The following is a 15,355-nucleotide window of genomic DNA, read 5'->3' on the forward strand; positions in this document are numbered from 1 at the left end:
CATGGAGTTCTGTACAGAAGAGGAATATAAGTTATTTCTCAAACACACTCCGATGCTAGAACAGATGTTGGTTGAAAGTGGCGTATGGCTATTTAAATTTTGGTTTTCAGTGAACCAACGGGAACAGTTTCGTCGTTTTGAAGAACGCCGAGAAGACCCTTTGAAGCAGTGGAAACTCAGCCCGATGGATATCGCCTCCGTTGAGCGCTGGGCTGATTACACCAAAGCCAAAGAGGCAATGTATCACTATACCCATACGGAATACGCCCCTTGGACCACCATCATGTCTGATGATAAAAAACGGGCCCGCTTAAGCGTCATGAAGATTGTCCTTAACGCCCTACCCTATAAAGACAATAAAGATAAAAAAGACCTCAAACCCGACAGCAACATCGTCGCGGATGCGATGGATCGCACGCCCCAGTTTAGTCATAAACATATCCCAGAGATTGATTAAAAAACCATCAAACCTGAGCTAAACCCAGCCGACCCATAAAATAATCACAGGGTCGGCTGACGCCCCGAGACAAGATAAATCGCCAAAAGTTCAACCAAATGACCCGAATTCACCAATACCTGATTGATTTTCATTTGACCAGAGCGCAACTGCAACATAGAGTAGCGCCTCGTTCTACTGGTGCCCAATGCTGATTCTACAGCTAGGGTTAATCGGGAAGTTTGGTGCGCTCCTCAATAGAGCAAGTCCAGCGCTGCCCCCGCAACGGTAAGTAACTGCAAAACTGATATAGCCACTGTAATGGGAAGGTGTCAGTTGTTGTTCGATGATCGGCTCATCACCGATCAGGTTACAAGCCCGGAGACCGGCCAGTAGTCAGTCCACTATTTAAGTGCACGGTGGGTGCGCTAAACAGGAAATACAATGAACAGACTCCCCCTTTATCAGGCCGTACTGCTGGGTACTTCACTGATTTCTGCTGCCACTGTAGCACAGGAAAACAACTCCTCAGATCCCCAGACACTGGAAACTATTGTGGTGTCTGCCAACCGGGTTGAGCAACCGATCACAGAAACCATTGCTTCTGTATCAGTCATTACCGAGGAAGATCTTCGCCGCTCACAGGTAACCTCAGTCAAAGCAGCCATCAACCTTCTGCCCGGCGTTAACTTCACCAGTAGTGGCGGCCGTGGACAGGCAGCATCTCTGTTTACCCGAGGCACAGAGTCCGATCATACGTTGATCCTTCTAAACGGTCTTCGCATCGGTAATCCATCAACCACAGGCACTCAGCTAGAACTCATTCCAATCGATCAGATCGATAGAATTGAGTTTGTTCGAGGACCACGCTCTGCGCTTTATGGTTCTGATGCCATTGGCGGTATCATCCAGATCTTTACCAAACAAGCTGCCGGCGAAACCAGCGGATCTGTTGCCGTCACCGTTGGCGGTCAGGGGACTCAAAAGATAGACGCAAACATCGCGAAACAATACAGTGATACGGGTAATATATTGGTATCACTATCCAGCGATCGCGATGATGGTTTTGATGTTCTAGATGACACCGAGACAGATAACGATGGTTATCGTAACCTATCCGCCAATATCACATTAAATCAGCAATTAAATGATCAATTTGACCTGACTCTGCAAGCCTTTAAGTGGCAAGGCAACACAGAGTTCGACACGTCTTATGGCGGCAATGAATCCGATTTTGAAAACGAACTCTACTCAGGAAAAATTAGTTACGCGGAGGAGAGCTTTGAAAGTTCTCTCACAACGGCATTCCTGAGAAATGACAGTCTTACTTATGGTAACGGTATCAGTCGTCAAGATGGCACACGCTATGTAACCGAGCGTGTTCAGCTAAACTGGCTGAATAGCTTCTTTATTGATAACAACACCATCACCGCCGGTATCGATTACCTTGATGATGACCTTAGCGACAGCACAGTCGATTACAGCGTCACCAGTCGTGAAACGAAAGCCGCTTTCGTCGGTTTATTACATCAAGGCGAGCGCTATCAAGCTGAGGCCAGCGGTCGTTATACCGACGATGATCAATTTGGCGATAACTCAACCTATAGCCTCGGTTATGCTTACCAGTTTGAACCGATGAAAGTAGCGCTAAGCTATGGCACAGGCTATAAAGCCCCGACCTTTGATGACCTATACGCCCCATTTGTAAGTTATGGCCCTTGGGGAACTTATCAGGGAAATGCTGATTTACAACCTGAAGAGTCTGAAACGACTGAACTAACCTTTTCAAATAACGGCCCTACTATCTGGGAAATCAGTTTCTATAAAACCAATATTACTAACCTGATCACCTATAGCACAGACCCTGTTACTTACGACTCTACGATGATGAATGTCGATAAAGCTAAGATCGAAGGCGCCGATGCAAGCTATCAGATTAGCTACGGCAACTGGAATCACATACTGTCATATCAGTACGTAGATGCGAGAAATAGAAAGACAGGCGATAGACTACTTAATCGGCCACAAGATACGGTCAAGTGGCAAATTAATTATGCGGCTAATCAATGGGCTGCTGGCAGCGCTATCATCTGGGAAGGTAAACGGGATGTATATAATGGCACCCTACCTGGTTTTGCCGTTGCTGATCTATTCACAACCTATCAAATCACCCCCGAATGGCAGTTAGGCGCTCGAGTTGAAAACCTATTTGACAAGGTATATCAAACTAATCCTGGGTATTATACTCAAGATCGCTTAGTAACCGCGTCAGCCCGTTACAGTTTCTAATAACTGAACATTTATCGCTGAACACAAGAGGCCGGGCTATTAAACCCGGCCTTTTTATTGGGAGTTAACATGGCAAACCGTCTGACTAAAATCTACACACGTACCGGTGACAAGGGCACTACGTCACTGGCCAATGGCCATAAAGTGGATAAGTGCCACCCTCGCATCGAAACCCTCGGCGATACCGACGAGCTAAACTGTCTATTGGGCGTATTGATTACCGAACTACCCGCTCAGGAACCGTTAAGGAAACGTTTGTTACAGTGCCAAAATGATCTGTTTGACCTCGGTGGCGAGCTAGCCGTTGCCGATCCGGATTACACCGTGATCAATGATGCGGTGATCACCGAGATGGAACAACAGATCGATGCGATGAACAGCACTCTGCCACCGCTAAAGGAGTTTATCCTCCCCGGCGGCAACCGCGCAGCCGCACTGTGTCATCAAGCACGTAGCGTATGCCGACGGGCCGAAAGACGTATGGTGGAACTGGCACAGCAGGAAACGGTCAATCAGATAAGCGCGAAATATCTGAACCGGCTTTCTGACTTGCTATTCGTCGCCGCTCGTCTACTAGCCCGCCAGCATGGCGGAGAAGAGGTTTTATGGCAGCCACGCAAACCCGTGAAATAACAGCCGTAGACGCTTATCTGTTATAGACTAAACCTAAATGAAACCTGACAACTGTTGAGAGAGACCTATATGTTGCGTTCAATCGCCCCACTGACCCTTGCCCTTTCAGCCATAATGTTAGCCCCGCTGGCACAAGCGGACTGCGCCGATGATCAAGCTTGGTGTGAAACAAAGTGCGAAGTTAAACATATGACCGATGATGCCGCTATTGCCGGCTGTAAATCTAAGTGTGTCGCCGAACGAGCAGCTTGCAGCACTCAAGCCGGTGCAGAAACTGCGTGGGATGCCACCAAAGAAGCGGCCAAAGACACTAAATCGTTCTTTAAAGGGTTAACCGAGTAAACCGCCAACCTAAAACGACGAAGCTCTATGACAGTGCTGTATTAATAAGCGCTACCAATAAGCCTGACTAAAGAGCGCGATGTAAGGAATCTATTCAACAACCGTTGGCAATTGGCTATGGCTGATCAACGATCATCCGTGCTTGTTGAATGGCATCACACATCTGTTGGGTACCGTCCAATAAACGCATCGTTGGCCGGTATAACAGATCCTCATTCAAGCGATAAAACTGCTGGTAACGACTCGCCGCTAATTCAGGCCAAGCTAACCATTGCTGCTCCCAGCCGTCGGGTACATTTTCACCGGTTAAGATGACCTGTGGATCGGTTTGCAGGACCGATTCAATGCCCAGATGGGGAACCGCTTCTCGATGATCGGCAAACAGGTTTTCACCGCCACACAGATCGATAGCCTGACTGATCATCTGGCTCTTATTCAGCGTCATCAGTGGCTGATGCCAGAGTTGATAGAAAACCCGTATCTTTGTCCGCGAGGCATAGCTGTGCTGCAATTGTTGTAAGCGCCGTTCAAACTCGGTAGCCAGCGGTTCCGCCTCTGGTCGTTGTAGCAATCGCCCAAGCGCTCGCAGGTTATGGGCAATATCACTAAACACTTTAGGATCTGAGTAATACACCGGAATACCTAGCCGCTCTAACCGCCGCAGCGGCAAAAACGGATTCCCTCCCGCCCAAGCCACCACCAGATCCGGCTGCAAAGCAATGATCGCTTCTAAATTAAACCCTTGCGCATCCCCCACGATGGGGATGTCCAACGCCTGAGCCGGATAGTCACTGTGACTCACAACCCCAACAACATTATCACCTGCGCCTATGGCAAATAAGTTTTCGGTGATATGCGGAGCTAACGCGATAACTCGTTTAGCCGGTTGAGCAATATCAATCACCCGACCATGATTATCTGTCACACTAATGCCCGCTTGCGCTATCAAAGTGAATAAACACTGGCTGCATACAAATAAGATAAAAACGGGTAACTTTAGCCGCATAGCGAATCGCCGGAAGTAGAGTGAGTCAAACAGGACCTCGATTCTACCTTAGCCGACGGTGAAAAATATCATCGCAGCCATTGAAATTTAACAATATTTTATGATTCTGTTCTTTGAACAGCTCGTCAGGGTGTAAATTTTATGCAAATTCAAGAACCACGTCAGGGTAACGGGTTGGCGCTGTTCAACCTAGGCTTTCGCCCCTTCTTTTTATTCGCAGCACTCTCCAGCATGCTGCTAATGATCCACTGGCTGATGCTATTGGGAAAAGGTCAAACGACCTACGGCTACTATCTGCTCAGTCAGATATGGCATGGGCACGAAATGCTCTTTGGTTATGCCGTGGCCGTGATCGCCGGCTTTTTATTAACCGCCGTTCGCAACTGGACCTCAATACAAACACCTTTCGGCGCGAAACTCGCGGGGTTATTTTTGCTCTGGCTCGCCGGCCGCTTACTGCCCATCATATCGGAATTTGTCACACCGCTACCGGATCTGTTGATCGCACTGACCGATCTGTTGTTTTTACCCATGGTCGCATTATCGATTGGCATCCCCATTATCCGCTCAGGTAATTATCGCAACCTTGTCTTTACCGTGATTCTGTTGGCCATGACCATTGCTAACCTGTTGATCCATCTGCAATTACTCGGCATCACCGAAACGACCCTAGCGAGTGGCTTACAATTAGAACTTGGCCTGATCATCATGGTTATCGTGGTACTAGGTGGACGGGTTATTCCTTTCTTTACCGAGCGCGCCCTCGCATTTGAAGCGAAACGCTATGCTTGGCTTGAGCATGCGGTTATCCCCTTAGCCGCGGCTTGGCTACTGGCCGATGCCTTTCAACTTATCCTGGTTACATCTATTTTAGCGGCCCTTAACGCAGCCCTACATCTAGTACGACTGATTGGTTGGTTCAAGTTACGCATGATACGTAACCCATTGATCTGGGTTCTGCACCTAGCTTATCTGTTTATACCCTTAGGATTTGCATTAGATGCGCTCACGGGATTCATCTCACTATCCCCTTATCTAGCAATCCACGCATTTGCCGCCGGTGCCATCGGCTCGATGACGATTGGCATGATGGCCCGCGTGTCACTCGGACATACTGCCCGGCCACTAAAGCTGGCGAAGATAACGGTCGTCGCTTTTATCTTGATGATTATCGCCGGTGTTATGCGGGTCTTTATGCCCATGATTCCAGAGTTGCATATGATGGGTGTGCATATCTCTGGCGGTCTGTGGGTGCTATCTTGGCTGCTCTTCCTGATTCCTTATACCTCGATACTATTGAAACCAAGGCTCGATGGTCAGTTTGGCTAAACACCATATAACCAGCCTCATAATCAGCATTCAACGAAAAAACTAACTCCGCCGCCCGCTGCACGTTTATGTGCCAGCGGGCTCAAAGATGGTGCAAGATCACTTACAACATCGTATCTTCGATGACTTATCACGACGGCATACTCTTCAATAGCGCCAGAACCACTCAGTCACAGTATAAAACCACGGTAATAGATAAGAATTATTCCTAATATGAATTTTATATTCATATGGAACAAGAATTGCTTGTAGATAGTGCTTATTAGGTACTCCTGATGGAATTAGCAATGACACTATTGAATAAACTCTTTGGCACATCAAACAGTACCGCTTCGGATCTCCATGCGCCTATTATCGATCCCCCAACTCAGACTATCGATGTTCCATACTTCTCTGACGATGAAAAACGCTTCTATCGTGCATTGCAGCTAATTAGCAGCCAAACAGCACAGCTCTCTCGTCAAGTTTTCAGAGCGTTAGAGGCTCAGGAAAACTTTCTTTCAGAGATTAATCAACGTGCCGCAAAATTAGATACCGAGTTAAACGTTGCTAACGACTATTTAAACAGCTCTAACGCCACCGTTAGCTCACTGCAGCAGCAGATCGAAACAGAAGTACAGGAGGTAAACAGCTCGATTAACCAATCATTGGATGAGATCAGCCGCTCCCTTGCGGATAAATCCAGCAATGTGAGCGAGGTACTTAACGGTATTCTTAAAATAGGTAAAGGGGTTAATCTGTTAGCACTCAACGCGTCTATCGAGGCCGCCCGGGCGGGTGAACATGGCCGAGGATTTGCCGTTGTGGCCGATGAAGTCAGACGCCTCGCTAACGTCACCACAGAGCAAGCACATCAAGCCGCCAAGCAACTCGACTTCTCCCAAGTTAACGCTGAGCTAAGTAATATCAGCTTAGCCAATACCAAAAAACTCGATAATTTCGTCAGTGTTACTCAATCAGCCACAGAGCAATTAACCGAACTATTTAACTCCATCGCCACACAACTGAGCGCCGTCATGGAGAATACCGCCGTCATCTTTGAAACCCTCGAGATGAGCAATGGTTCAATGCAACGAATCAGCAACAAAAACCAGCTGATTAATCATGTTGTCGAAGAGATGTCTCAGGGGTTAGATAAAGTTGATATACATAGTGCAGATATCCATTTAGCCTCCCAAGCAATCAATCACACACTGAATAAACTACATCTGGTCGCCGATGCTGGACACGATCAACTAGACGATGTACTGCGTCGTGGTAAATTGCGCGTTGCCATTGAACCTAACTTTGTCGGTTTGTCATTCCGCGAAAAACTGGGTGAGCCACTCAAGGGCCTCGATGTCGATTACGCGTTAGCATTTGCCCGCTATCTTGGCGTTGAGTGTGAATTTATCGAAGCCCCTTGGGATATGTGCACAGAATTGCTAACGTCAGGCAAGAAATTTGGCCAACCACCCGCCGATATCGTCATCAGCGCATTACCGCCTTCGGCCGAATATGACAATGTTGCCTACTCCGATGCTTATACCTATCTGCCTTGGGTGCTAGCCCGCCGCAAAGGGGACAAGAGAATCAATTCAATCCACGATCTACAGGATAAAGTTGTCGGCGTGATCAACGACCCTGCAGCCTTAATGATCTTAAAAGACCTTGGCATTCGCTGGAGTAGTAACGAGAAAAAGTCAGGTGGTAATATTACCCTCAATAACCTGATCGCATACTCCGACCAATCTCGCATTCACCACTGTCTGGCCGATGGCATCGTTGATGCCTTTGGGATTGATCTGCCAATTTATTACTGGGCGTGTAAAAATCCTGCCAGCCCTTGGTTCGATAAAATTGAGATCATACCCGGCAATTTAGCTCCTCGGCCTTTTTTCTACACCATGGTTGTTAATAGTAGCGCCTCAAGCTATCGCTTATTAGCCCAAGCCAACCGTTTCATCCATTGGTTTAAGCAGCAAAGCGAGCGCACAGCGATTGAACAGACATGGCAAGGCGCAGCCGTTGATGGCAGCGGTTCCTACCGTGACGAACCCGGCAATCTCTTAGGTGAGCCTGAGCTGGAAAAACGTTATGAAGCCCACTGCCACAAATTTAATCTGGAACCTAAACCGCTGAAGCAGCAATAATATAGCGACCTTTTGAAGTAACGTCAGTATCCGATAGGATCATAAGGCAACCGGAGAAGCACCCTGAAAAACAGCCAGTGTAAACAGGCAAGTAAAACGAAAAAGGAGACAGCAAGGTCTCCTTTGGTTATGCCAAGTGCGGCATAGATATCGATTTTCCACCGAAAGGTCAGGTCGTCAAAAGGACCTAACCCAACTTAGATAGCGCTTTTATTTATTCGGATCAACTAAGGTACGTCCCTGAATTTTACCCGCAACAATATCCGCCGCTGCCTGAGGCACGTCAGACAAGCCGATCACATTGGCGATCTCACCCAGCGCATTATCCGGCAGATCCGTGAGCAATCGGTTCCAAGCGGTTGTACGGATATCCACAGGGCACATCACCGAATCGACCCCCTGCAAACGCACATTCCGCAAAATAAAAGGCATCACCGTGGTCGGCAGCTTATAGCCACCAGCCAAACCACAGGCGGCAACCGTACCGCGATAATCAGTTTCAGCCAGTACTCGGGCCAACATGGTGTCACCTACCGTATCAATACCACCCGCCCAACGCTGTTTTTCTAGAGGGCGAGCAGGCTCTGCCATTTCCGTCCGTGACAGTAACTCGCTGGCACCTAAACCGCGCAGGTATTCATGGGTCGACTCACGCCCCGTAACTGCCGCAACGGTATAGCCCAACTGACTCAGAATAGCGACCGCAACACTACCCACACCACCCGCAGCACCCGTGACGACCACAGTTCCCCGATCCGGAGTAATACCGCTCTCTTCTAGTGCCATCACACAGAGCATCGCCGTCAGCCCTGCGGTACCGATCGACATCGCCTTAGCGGCATCCATCCCCTCAGGCATTTTAACCAACCATTCAGGCTTTATTCGAGCATACTGGCTATAACCGCCCCAATATCGCTCACCCACACTCCAGCCGGTCATAATCACCTGATCACCGGGCTGATAGTCAGGGCTACGAGATTCTTTAACCACGCCAGCAAGATCAATTCCCGGTACCATTGGGAACTTATGCACAATTTTGCCCGTGCCCGTTACCGCCAAACCGTCTTTATAGTTAAGTGAGGAATAGCTAACCTCCACCAGCACCTCTTCATCCGGCAGATCACTCAATTCCAATGTTTTGACCGATGAGAGCGTTTTCCCCTCTTCCTGTTCCAATACCAGAGCATTAAACATAGTACACCTCACTTTAAACGGTTTTTCGATTCGTTGTTGACTCGACAGAACACTCGCTCGTTGGCTTTCAGTTCGATGAACAGGTATTTACCGCTCTCGATGCCTTACATATCAGATAGCACAATAGGTAATTTGAATCGCGATTTATCTGACAAATCAACAGAGGACAAAATTTATACCATTTCTATTTGTCATACAAATAAGACCTTAGTATTACAATCTAACCTATTAAGGGAATGAATATTCGCTTGTCTTAATAAATGAACAGCCCCATAACGACCAATCGAAAACATCTATTTAAAAAGCAGCACCGCCCGTGCAACCGTTAAACTTAGACTATAATTAAATGAGGATAACGCAATAACTGGAGAGCAAACGGATGTTGATACAAAACAAAAGCATTGTGTTAATGATATTAGTGGCATTCTCCCCTATAACCCTTGCTAGCGAGCTAGGGAAAACCATTGTAATGCAAGGCAATAGCAGCGGCGCAATGGCATGTTCTATCTGCCACGGAGCTAATGGTGCGGGCCAAGCTCAAGCAGGATTTCCAAACTTAGCAGGGTTAGACCCCGCCTATATGCAAAAGCAGTTACAGGACTTCACCACCGCGCAACGTCACAACCCAATAATGACACCCATCGCGACAGCACTTTCAACTGACGAGATGAATGCCGTTTCTACTTATTTTGCCCAGCAGTCAACGCCAACCATGAAGCCCACGACCGCTGACGATTCGCTCTTAAAAGCCGGTCAACAACTTGCCCAAAATGGCAATTGGGCGAATGATGTGCCTGCCTGCTTTTCCTGTCATGGCGCCCAAGCTAAGGGTGTTGGCATGTACTTTCCGGCCCTGGCTGGCCAGCACGCCAGTTATATAGAGCAACAGCTTAATAGTTGGCGTTCTGGACAGCGAAGCAACGATCCAAACCAACTAATGGTAGGCATAGCGCAACGCCTCAGCGAGACTGAGATAAAAGCGGTTAGCGCCTACTTGGCTAATTTAACTGCAACTAACAACTAATAACGCTGGGGGGGTTTTATGTGGCTCACGAAGACAAACAGTAGACCACCACAAGGTCACAATGGACGGCTAGCAACCCGTTTCTTAGGTGCAGTATTACTCAGTTCACTGCTATTCAATCCGGCCTTTGCCGAAGAGAAAGACTATCAAGTTGAATTACCGGCAGCGCCAAAAGGTCCTGCGAGCTTTACCCCGCCGAACGAGGCCGATATACCCAATAATGCCTTCGGTGATGCAGTACGTTATGGTCTGTCGTTATTTACCAATACACAGCAATTGCGTGGTCAGTATGTTGGCAACGAATTAAATTGCGTTAACTGTCACTTGAATAAGGGCCGGCAGGCCAATTCAGCACCGCTTTGGGGTGCATTTCCAATGTATCCTGCGTATCGCAAGAAAAATGATCACGTCAATACCATCGATGAACGTATCCAAGGCTGCTTTACCTACAGTATGAACGGCACTCCACCACCTTTTGGCAGCAAAGAACTCACGGCACTGGTAACTTACCATTACTGGCTATCAACCGGTGCTCCCGTTGGCCAAGCGCTGCCTGGGCGCGGCTATCCTAAGCTTGATACGCCAGCAGAGGATCCCAGCGTTAGCCGCGGTGAAGTCGTCTACCAAGATAATTGCGCCATCTGTCATGGCGAAAACGGTGCGGGAACTCAGGTCGATGGTCGTTATGCTTTTCCGCCATTATGGGGTAAAGATTCTTTTAACTGGGGTGCCGGTATGCACCGTGTTAATACCGCAGCGGGCTTTATCAAAGCGAATATGCCACTTGGCAAACCCAATAGTTTAACAGACCAGCAAGCTTGGGATGTCGCCGCCTTTATGAATAGCCATGAACGCCCACAAGACCCACGTTATGAGGGTAATCTTGAGCAAACGGCAGAGACCTTCCATCAACATCAGTGTTTTTACAATAAAGAGGTTGATCAGCAACGCATAGGACAAGGAGTAAAATAACCATCACACGGCAAAGGTGACAAACCAGTCACCTTTGCTCGCTCACCTCAGCGTCCTCCCGTAATTTCTCTTAATCCATCTCAGTGTCAAAAGTGATTCAACCTTGGCGTATTAGCCTAGGTTCAGCCCCGCGCTTGTTTCACCGCTTCGTTATGCGATAAAATAATTGATCATCAAAAATAACTGATTGATTATTCAAGCTTACTTTTTGGTTTAACAGCCTAACTCGGCTTTTAAGGAGAAATTCTACACATTACTGAATTCTCCCTCACGACCAATCTGAACCGATTTTAAAACCCATTGGTCGTTCACATCTGATTCTGGCACCAACAGTAGGAGAGATTCTGTGAGTTTAGACATCACCCCCAGCTTATCCAGCCAGATTGCACAGCAGATCCGCCAAGCTATTATGGATGGCTCTTTAAAAGCCGATGATCGCTTACCTACAGAAGGCGAGCTAGCGCTACGCTATAAAGTCTCTCGTCCGACGATTCGTGAAGCATTAAAACGTTTAGCCGCCCAGAATTTGGTTCGATCCCGTCGCGGCCCTACCGGCGGCACCTTTATCAATCGTCCATCGACTACCGATCTCAGTGATGCCTTAACCAGCGCCACCACCTTATTGGTTGGCATGGATGCCTTTTCCATGGACGATATCAACCAGACCCGCTTACTCCTAGAAACAAACTGCTTACAGCTCGCAGCCATCCGTATCAACGCAGCCCAACTCGACGCGCTGGAGCGAGAACTGGCAGAACAACAAAATGATGCCCTCACACCTGAACAGTTTTGCGCTTCGGATGTCCGTTTCCACCGCCAAATAGCCGAGGCTTCGGGTAACCCGCTGCTAAGTTTTATTATGTTCAGTGTGATCGAGGCGTTACAACCGATCAGTAATATGGTCACCTTTCGTTTTCGCGAGCGGTCCGTCATTATCGATCAACATCAGCGCATTTTACAGGCTCTCAGCCAACATGATGCCGACCAAGCCTGTGCCGTGTTAGCAGAACAAGTGGCCTACCTGACAGAGAAATCCAGTCAGGCGCAACAATGGAAAGCACAAAAGCCAACCTAACAGAGGTCATAACCAGGCAAAAATAGCATAGGATTTATCCGGTAATTGCGGTATTCTTCAGCTATGAATCAGTGCATTTAAGGAGTTAATGTGGAAGAGAATAGCGTCTGGATTATTGGTATTGTCACCCTGTTAGCAGGAGCACTCATTGGCTACCTGATGGGGCGTTCCGGCGACACTTCCAGTCAGAAGAAACTGACTAGTCAGCTCAATGAGGCGCAACGCGACCTGAGTGATTATAAAGAGAAAGTTAACGGTCACTTCGAGAAAACCGCAGAACTGGTCAACAATCTGACTGAAAGCTATAAGCAGGTGCATCAACATCTTGCTCAGGGTTCAGAAACGCTCTGCATGGGTGTGCATTCGCCAGATAAACTGAGCAGTGATGGCAAGCCACAAATTGAGGAACAGCCGCTGGCCGAAGCCGTTGAAACTAAAGCCGATATCGAACCCGCGGCAACCGTAACAGAGCCGGTAGTAGATGAGCCTGAAGTCGTCGAACCGCCCCGTGACTATGCACCTAAAAAGCCCGATGAAGAAGGGATGCTATCGGATAAGTACGGCCTAAAAAAGAGATCAGACAGTGAGGAAGATGAACTGGAAGATGTTATCCCTCCCATCTTGAAAGATCAGATTCCCCATACTGGCGCAAGTAACAAAGAGACCAAACCGTTAGCCTGATACAAACTGACGCTCACTCTCTGTTCACTGAAGGTTCAACAGACTAAAAACCGGTTATCGCCGGTTTTTTTTCACCTCTAATATATCTCTAACGCTGTAAGCCCTTTAGATACTTAACTTTAGATGCTTAACTTTATAGTTACTTGGCTCAACGAAGCTTACCTTCAGCCCTGTTACACAGGGTTATGAATATCAACAAACTGATGTTCAATATCAAACTCTTCTGCCAGCCGCTCTCCCAACGCTTGCACACCATAACGCTCAGTAGCATGGTGGCCCGCAGCAAAATAATGAATTCCCAGTTCTCTAGCGCTGTGTACAGTGGGTTCGGAAATTTCGCCAGAGATAAAGGCATCTAACCCCAGTGCTGCCGCTTTTTCGATATACCCCTGTGCAGCTCCGGTACACCAACCAACCGTTTCAATCAATTCTGGACCACCATCGATATGTAATACCTCACGCCCTAGCGCCGTGGCTATCTGCTGACTAAATTCAGCAGCCGTCACAGGAGAACTCAAACGCCCTGTCAGCCCAATACTTAATGGGTTATCCGGCTCTAACCCACCACTCACCTGCAACCCTAATTGTCTCGCGAGACAGGCATTATTGCCGAGTTCAGGGTGTCCATCCAAAGGAAGGTGGTATGCCAACAGACTGATATCATGACTTAACAATGTCTGTAGGCGGCGCTTTTTCATACCGGTTATCACCTCAGGCTCACCTTTCCAAAAGTAGCCATGGTGAACCAAAATCAGATCCGCTTCCAAAGCAACAGCTCTATCAAGCAATGCCTGACTCGCGGTGACACCAGAGACAATGCGACGCACCTCTGCACGGCCTTCAATCTGCAATCCATTGGGACAGTAGTCCTTATATTTCTCAGGACTTAACAAAGAATCACAATAATTAACCAACTGTTTCAGTAATACCACCATAATCTTTTCTTTATATTCCCAAAAACCCGTTATTATCCGTATAATTCTCACTTAACTGAATAACTTTATCACTGTTTATAAAGGCCGCTCTAATTGATTCAACGTTTCGCTTTTCTGGTTTGGCCCATTCTGTCAGGGATTCTCGCCGCCGTGGCGTTACTTATCTATCTACCTGATATGTTTGCCCCTCAAACCAGTACCGTACAGATCCGTCAAGCTGAGGCACCCTCAGCGGAAGTTCGCGGCCCCTTCTCATACGCCGATGCGGTGGAACATGCGGCTTCTAGCGTCGTAAACATTTACACACGCACGGTAGTACCCAGCAGCAATAAACAGATCTATAGTGATCCAAATATCCGTAAGTATTATGATACTAAAACCGGTCACAAAGAGCGCATTCAGTCTAGCTTAGGTTCCGGCGTAATCCTTAGTTCAGAGGGTTACATTGCTACCAATAACCATGTTATTTCGGGTGCCGACAGTATTGTGGTGGCGTTAAAGGACGGTCGCGAGGCAACCGCTACCGTGGTAGGCAATGACCCTGATACTGATCTAGCGGTACTCAAAATCAATCTCCCCGATCTACCGAGCATTACGGTTAGCTCATCCGCTAATCTACGCGTCGGCGATGTTGCGTTGGCAATCGGCAATCCCTTTGGTGTCGGCCAAACTGTCACGATGGGTATCATCAGTGCCACCGGTCGCAATCAATTAGGACTTAACACTTATGAAGATTTTATTCAGACCGATGCGGCGATCAACCCAGGTAACTCTGGCGGTGCGCTGATTAATGCCGAAGGCAACCTGATCGGTATTAATACGGCAATTTTCACCCGCTCTGGAGGCTCTCAAGGGATTGGCTTTGCTATCCCATCAGATCAAGCCAGACAGGTCATGCAGGACCTTATAGATCATGGCCGAGTCATTCGTGGATGGGTGGGTGTCGAAGCCCAAGAGATTACCCCAGGCCTCGCAGAGTCGTTCGGCTTAAAAGATACTAAGGGGTTGATTATTGCGGGTATTTACCGTGATGGACCCGCACACAAAGCTGGACTATTACCCGGGGATATTCTGCTAGAAATTGGTGGCAACAAAATAATCAACAGCTATAACTCGATGTACAGTGTTGCGCGAATGCCTCCAGGCACCGTTCTCCCGGTAAAAATATGGCGTAACGGTGAAGTAAAAGAACTCAACATCACCGTCACTCAACGCCCTGCAGTTGAAAACCCTATAACTGAAATTCCTGCAGAAACGCCCGCCATTGAAGAAACGAATAAAGAAAAGACCAGCCCGTAATGATCAGT

General features: G+C 47.9%; 13 protein-coding genes, 1 pseudogene and 1 riboswitch. Of the genes and pseudogenes, 11 read left to right on the forward strand and 3 right to left on the reverse strand.

Annotated features, from left to right (window positions below):
- The 4 genes and pseudogenes from KO512_RS11545 to KO512_RS11560 all read left to right on the forward strand — a co-directional run.
- Positions 1–457: pseudogene (locus KO512_RS11545) on the forward strand (polyphosphate kinase 2); the annotation flags it as partial.
- 161 nt (positions 458–618) lie between these two features.
- Positions 619–844: riboswitch (cobalamin riboswitch) on the forward strand.
- 36 nt (positions 845–880) lie between these two features.
- Positions 881–2,725 carry a TonB-dependent receptor domain-containing protein gene (locus tag KO512_RS11550; protein WP_215952510.1) on the forward strand — a complete coding sequence of 615 codons (1,845 nt, stop codon included), beginning with the start codon at positions 881–883 and terminating at the stop codon, positions 2,723–2,725.
- A 69-nt stretch (positions 2,726–2,794) separates the two neighbouring features.
- The gene (locus tag KO512_RS11555; RefSeq protein ID WP_215952511.1) at positions 2,795–3,358 is read left to right on the forward strand and encodes a cob(I)yrinic acid a,c-diamide adenosyltransferase; all 564 of its coding nucleotides are present in this window, start codon (positions 2,795–2,797) and stop codon (positions 3,356–3,358) included.
- A 69-nt stretch (positions 3,359–3,427) separates the two neighbouring features.
- Positions 3,428–3,700: a hypothetical protein gene (locus tag KO512_RS11560; protein ID WP_215952512.1), complete on the forward strand. Its 273-nt coding sequence runs from the start codon at positions 3,428–3,430 to the stop codon at positions 3,698–3,700.
- 115 nt (positions 3,701–3,815) lie between these two features.
- On the opposite strand, the gene KO512_RS11565 is transcribed toward KO512_RS11560, so the two are convergent.
- The gene (locus KO512_RS11565; protein WP_215952513.1) at positions 3,816–4,625 is read right to left on the reverse strand and encodes a cobalamin-binding protein; all 810 of its coding nucleotides are present in this window, start codon (positions 4,623–4,625) and stop codon (positions 3,816–3,818) included.
- Between the two features lie 222 nt (positions 4,626–4,847).
- Here KO512_RS11565 and KO512_RS11570 point away from each other — a divergent pair, with 222 nt between their 5' ends.
- Entirely contained in the window at positions 4,848–6,035 is a 1,188-nt protein-coding gene (locus tag KO512_RS11570; RefSeq protein WP_215952514.1) for an NnrS family protein, read from the forward strand.
- A 275-nt stretch (positions 6,036–6,310) separates the two neighbouring features.
- Positions 6,311–8,167, forward strand: a complete 1,857-nt coding sequence (locus KO512_RS11575) for a methyl-accepting chemotaxis protein (RefSeq protein WP_215952515.1) — start codon at positions 6,311–6,313, stop codon at positions 8,165–8,167.
- 210 nt (positions 8,168–8,377) lie between these two features.
- On the opposite strand, the gene acuI is transcribed toward KO512_RS11575, so the two are convergent.
- Positions 8,378–9,361 carry an acrylyl-CoA reductase (NADPH) gene (gene acuI / locus KO512_RS11580; protein ID WP_215952516.1) on the reverse strand — a complete coding sequence of 328 codons (984 nt, stop codon included), beginning with the start codon at positions 9,359–9,361 and terminating at the stop codon, positions 8,378–8,380.
- Positions 9,362–9,740: 379 nt separating this feature from the next.
- Here acuI and KO512_RS11585 point away from each other — a divergent pair, with 379 nt between their 5' ends.
- The 4 genes from KO512_RS11585 to KO512_RS11600 all read left to right on the forward strand — a co-directional run bounded on the left by KO512_RS11585 (position 9,741) and on the right by KO512_RS11600 (position 13,113).
- On the forward strand, positions 9,741–10,385 hold the full coding sequence (locus tag KO512_RS11585) for a c-type cytochrome (protein ID WP_215952517.1): 645 nt from the start codon (positions 9,741–9,743) through the stop codon (positions 10,383–10,385).
- Between the two features lie 18 nt (positions 10,386–10,403).
- Positions 10,404–11,357, forward strand: coding sequence for a c-type cytochrome (locus tag KO512_RS11590; RefSeq protein ID WP_215952518.1), 954 nt, complete (start codon positions 10,404–10,406; stop codon positions 11,355–11,357).
- Between the two features lie 346 nt (positions 11,358–11,703).
- Positions 11,704–12,432, forward strand: a complete 729-nt coding sequence (locus KO512_RS20490) for a FadR/GntR family transcriptional regulator (protein ID WP_215952519.1) — start codon at positions 11,704–11,706, stop codon at positions 12,430–12,432.
- 90 nt (positions 12,433–12,522) lie between these two features.
- Positions 12,523–13,113, forward strand: a complete 591-nt coding sequence (locus tag KO512_RS11600) for a YhcB family protein (protein WP_215952520.1) — start codon at positions 12,523–12,525, stop codon at positions 13,111–13,113.
- Positions 13,114–13,286: 173 nt separating this feature from the next.
- Here KO512_RS11600 and KO512_RS11605 read toward each other — a convergent pair whose 3' ends face one another.
- Positions 13,287–14,048 (reverse strand): Nif3-like dinuclear metal center hexameric protein, encoded by a 762-nt coding sequence (locus tag KO512_RS11605; RefSeq protein WP_215952521.1) that lies wholly within the window; start codon positions 14,046–14,048, stop codon positions 13,287–13,289.
- A gap of 96 nt (positions 14,049–14,144) precedes the next feature.
- On the opposite strand from KO512_RS11605, the gene KO512_RS11610 reads away from it, so the two are divergent.
- Positions 14,145–15,347, forward strand: coding sequence for a S1C family serine protease (locus KO512_RS11610; RefSeq protein WP_215952589.1), 1,203 nt, complete (start codon positions 14,145–14,147; stop codon positions 15,345–15,347).
- Positions 15,348–15,355 lie beyond the last annotated feature (8 nt).

The sequence above is a fragment of the Amphritea atlantica genome (assembly GCF_018860855.1).
Classification (GTDB): domain Bacteria; phylum Pseudomonadota; class Gammaproteobacteria; order Pseudomonadales; family Balneatricaceae; genus Amphritea; species Amphritea atlantica_A.

Excerpts from the sequence above, each read along its gene's own strand:
- KO512_RS11550 (WP_215952510.1), top strand. The coding sequence starts at position 881 with ATGAACAGACTCCCCCTTTATCAGGCCGTACTGCTGGGTACTTCACTG.
- KO512_RS11555 (WP_215952511.1), top strand. The coding sequence starts at position 2,795 with ATGGCAAACCGTCTGACTAAAATCTACACACGTACCGGTGACAAGGGC.
- KO512_RS11560 (WP_215952512.1), top strand. The coding sequence starts at position 3,428 with ATGTTGCGTTCAATCGCCCCACTGACCCTTGCCCTTTCAGCCATAATG.
- KO512_RS11570 (WP_215952514.1), top strand. The coding sequence starts at position 4,848 with ATGCAAATTCAAGAACCACGTCAGGGTAACGGGTTGGCGCTGTTCAAC.
- KO512_RS11575 (WP_215952515.1), top strand. The coding sequence starts at position 6,311 with ATGGAATTAGCAATGACACTATTGAATAAACTCTTTGGCACATCAAAC.
- acuI (WP_215952516.1), bottom strand. The coding sequence starts at position 9,361 with ATGTTTAATGCTCTGGTATTGGAACAGGAAGAGGGGAAAACGCTCTCA.
- KO512_RS11585 (WP_215952517.1), top strand. The coding sequence starts at position 9,741 with ATGTTGATACAAAACAAAAGCATTGTGTTAATGATATTAGTGGCATTC.
- KO512_RS11590 (WP_215952518.1), top strand. The coding sequence starts at position 10,404 with ATGTGGCTCACGAAGACAAACAGTAGACCACCACAAGGTCACAATGGA.
- KO512_RS11605 (WP_215952521.1), bottom strand. The coding sequence starts at position 14,048 with ATGGTGGTATTACTGAAACAGTTGGTTAATTATTGTGATTCTTTGTTA.